Genomic DNA, 3,788 nt, shown 5'->3' on the forward strand with positions numbered 1-3,788 from the left:
AGCGGTGGTTGCGGGGGTTGGATTTGAACCAACGACCTTCAGGTTATGAGCCTGACGAGCTACCGGACTGCTCCACCCCGCGGCACCTTTTTGTTGCGCCTCAGGCGCCGGCGACTGCATCCGCAGTCTTGGCTTTCCTCGCATGAGCTCGGGCGGCCGGGCGGCCTTGCCTCGCCCTTCCGGGCTCGGTTTGGCGCGACGTCTCGAGAGACGCCAAAAGGGCCGCCCTTATCGGGTCAGCCCTTCGACTTGTGAATGGGTTTATACGGAGCCCATCGAAGTTGTACTTCGAGGGGATCCGACCTTGACCGCCTGCTTTAATGCCTGGCGACGACCTACTCTTCCAGTGCTTGAGCACTAGTACCATCGGCGCTGTCCGGTTTCACGGCCGAGTTCGAGATGGGATCGGGTGGGTCACGGACGCTATAGCCACCAAGCAATAGAGCGGGCGGTCAGGGTTTAAATCGATGCTGTTGAGCTTTCGAGGGCTTTATCCGGCTGGAGTTTCCTCCTCATCGCGGACAGCACAGGGCTGTCGTTGATGGTATGGATCCTACAAGCGCGAAAAGAACTATTAGGACCGGTTAGCTCCACACATTACTGCGCTTCCACACCCGGCCTATCAACGTCATGGTCTATGACGGTTCGAAGATTGCTTATCTCAAGGGAGGCTTCCCGCTTAGATGCTTTCAGCGGTTATCCCGTCCGTACATAGCTACCCTGCGGCACCCTTGGCAGGATGACAGGTACACCAGAGGTACGTTCACCCCGGTCCTCTCGTACTAGGGGCAACTCCTTTCAACAATCGACGCCCACGGCAGATAGGGACCAAACTGTCTCGCGACGTTCTGAACCCAGCTCACGTACCACTTTAATTGGCGAACAGCCAAACCCTTGGGACCTGCTCCAGCCCCAGGATGTGATGAGCCGACATCGAGGTGCCAAACGATTCCGTCGATATGAGCTCTTGGGAATCATCAGCCTGTTATCCCCGGCGTACCTTTTATCCGTTGAGCGATGGCCCTTCCACGAGGGACCACCGGATCACTATGACCGACTTTCGTCTCTGCTCGACTCGTCAGTCTCGCAGTCAGGCAGGCTTATGCCATTGCACTCTTGCAGACGGTTTCCAACCGTCCTGAGCCTACCATCGCGCGCCTCCGTTACTCTTTAGGAGGCGACCGCCCCAGTCAAACTACCCGCCACAGAGGGTCCCAACACCGGATAACGGTGCGTGGTTAGACATCAGAAAATCACAGGGTGGTATTTCACCTATGGCTCCACGACAGCTGGCGCCGTCGCTTCAAAGCCTCCCACCTATGCTACACAGTAATTTCCTAATGCCACTCTGAAGCTGCAGTAAAGGTGCACGGGGTCTTTCCGTCTAACCGCGGGTACTCCGCATCTTCACGGAGAATTCAATTTCGCTGAGCATATCCTGGAGACAGTGGGGAAGTCGTTACGCCATTCGTGCAGGTCGGAACTTACCCGACAAGGAATTTCGCTACCTTAGGACCGTTATAGTTACGGCCGCCGTTTACTCGGGCTTCAATTCGGAGCTTGCACTCCTCCTCTTAACCTTCGAGCACCGGGCAGGCGTCACACCCTATACGTCGTCTTGAAGCCGACTTAGCAGAGTGCTGTGTTTTTGCTAAACAGTCGCTACCCCCTGGCCTGTGCCCCCCACAAAGACTTGCGTCGATATGGGGCCTCCTTCTTCCGAAGGTACGGAGGCAATTTGCCGAGTTCCTTCAGGATACTTCTCTCAAGCGCCTTGGTATACTCTACCTGACCACCTGTGTCGGTTTCGGGTACGGTCTATACGGAGAGGCTATTTCCTGGAACCGCTTGGCTGCCCGACCAATCCAATAAGGTCGAACAACTTCCACGATCCGTCACACATCTCCAGGCCCACGAATATTTACGTGGTTCCCATCGACTACCCCCTTCGGGCTCGTCTTAGGGGCCGGCTAACCCTGCGCCGATTAGCGTTGCGCAGGAACCCTTGGTCTTTCGGCGAGAGGGCATCTCACCCTCTTTGTCGCTACTCATGTCAGCATTCGCACTTCCGATACGTCCAGCGTCGGTTACCCTTCGCCTTCACTCGCTTACGGAACGCTCCGCTACCGCTCAGACTAATGTCTGAACCCTAAGCTTCGGTGCATATCTTTAGCCCCGTTACATCTTCGCCGCAGGAACCCTTGTTTAGACCAGTGAGCTGTTACGCTTTCTTTAAAGGATGGCTGCTTCTAAGCCAACCTCCTGGTTGTTTTGGGATTCCCACATGCTTTCCCACTTAGATATGACTTGGGGACCTTAGCTGTAGGTTAGGGCTGTTTCCCTTTTGACGACGGACCTTAGCACCCGCCGTCTGTCTGCCGGATAAGACTCGATGGTATTCGGAGTTTGGTTAGGTTTGGTACCGCTCGCGCAGCCCTAGCCCATCCAGTGCTCTACCCCCATCGGCATACATCCGACGCTCTACCTCAATAGATTTCGCGGAGAACCAGCTATTTCCCGGCTTGATTGGCCTTTCACCCCTAAACACAGCTCATCCGAGAATTTTTCAACATTCACCGGTTCGGTCCTCCAGTGCGTGTTACCGCACCTTCAACCTGGCCATGCCTAGATCGCCGGGGTTCGGGTCTAATCCATCATACTCAGTCGCCCTATTCAGACTCGCTTTCGCTGCGCCTACACCTAACGGCTTAAGCTTGCATGGTAGATTAAGTCACTGACCCATTATGCAAGAGGTACGCTGTCACCCCCTATGGGGCTCCAACTGCTTGTAAGCATCCGGTTTCAGGTACTGTTTCACTCCCCTAATCGGGGTGCTTTTCACCTTTCCCTCACGGTACTGTGTTCGCTATCGGTCATGTGCGAGTATTTAGGCTTGGAGGGTGGTCCCCCCATGTTCAGACAGGATTTCACGTGTCCCGCCCTACTCGAGTCCTTCATCATCACTTTCGCATACGGGGCTGTCACCCGCTATGGCCACTCTTTCCAAAGTGTTTTGCTAGTTGAAATGAAGGCACTGGCCTGGTCCCGGTTCGCTCGCCACTACTACGGGAATCTCTGTTGATGTCTTTTCCTCCGGGTACTGAGATGTTTCAGTTCCCCGGGTTCGCTTCACCAAACCTATATATTCAGTCTGGTGATACCCTATCCACCTCTTTCCGATCCACCCGAAGGTCGATCGAAAGGAAATGGTGAGGGTGGGTTTCCCCATTCGGAAATCGCCGGATCAAAGATTGCTCACATCTCCCCGACGCTTATCGCAGCGTGCCACGTCCTTCATCGCCTGCACATGCCAAGGCATCCACCAAATGCTCTTACCTCACGCTTGAGAATCCACACCATCAACGACAGACCTGCATAAAAGTCTGCCGCCACACGATAGTGCGGAGGAATATCTCAGCCAGATAAATCAATTTGATTGATCTTGTTTGTGATGCATCGATCGCTCCGATCGGCCCGAAGGCCAACCACAACAATCCATGCGCCACGGCATCGATTTAAAAACCCATTCACAATGTCAAAGACGGCGACCGAAATCGCCTACTCGCGTCAAACCGCGAGATCCGCTCTCGTTTCATACAATCGGATCAGTCAGTGCCTGGTGGAGCCTATCGGGATCGAACCGATGACCCCCTGCTTGCAAAGCAGGTGCTCTCCCAGCTGAGCTAAGGCCCCGTATCCAGGCAAATGGTAGGCCCGAGTGGATTTGAACCACCGACCTCACCCTTATCAGGGGTGCGCTCTAACCAACTGAGCTACGGGCCTTTACG

The 3,788-nt window shown here is 54.8% G+C and carries 3 tRNA genes and 2 rRNA genes; all 5 read right to left on the reverse strand.

Going from position 1 to position 3,788, the window contains the following annotated elements:
- Positions 1 to 5 precede the first annotated feature (5 nt).
- Positions 6 to 82, reverse strand: a tRNA-Met gene (locus FHS69_RS13740).
- A gap of 240 nt (positions 83 to 322) precedes the next feature.
- Positions 323 to 437: ribosomal RNA gene (gene rrf / locus FHS69_RS13745) — 5S ribosomal RNA — on the reverse strand.
- Between the two features lie 117 nt (positions 438 to 554).
- Positions 555 to 3,346, reverse strand: a 23S ribosomal RNA gene (locus FHS69_RS13750).
- 271 nt (positions 3,347 to 3,617) lie between these two features.
- Positions 3,618 to 3,693: transfer RNA gene (locus FHS69_RS13755), tRNA-Ala, on the reverse strand.
- A gap of 13 nt (positions 3,694 to 3,706) precedes the next feature.
- Positions 3,707 to 3,783: transfer RNA gene (locus FHS69_RS13760), tRNA-Ile, on the reverse strand.
- Positions 3,784 to 3,788: the final 5 nt, after the last annotated feature.

Source organism: Qipengyuania flava (assembly GCF_011762005.1).
Lineage (GTDB): Bacteria > Pseudomonadota > Alphaproteobacteria > Sphingomonadales > Sphingomonadaceae > Qipengyuania > Qipengyuania flava.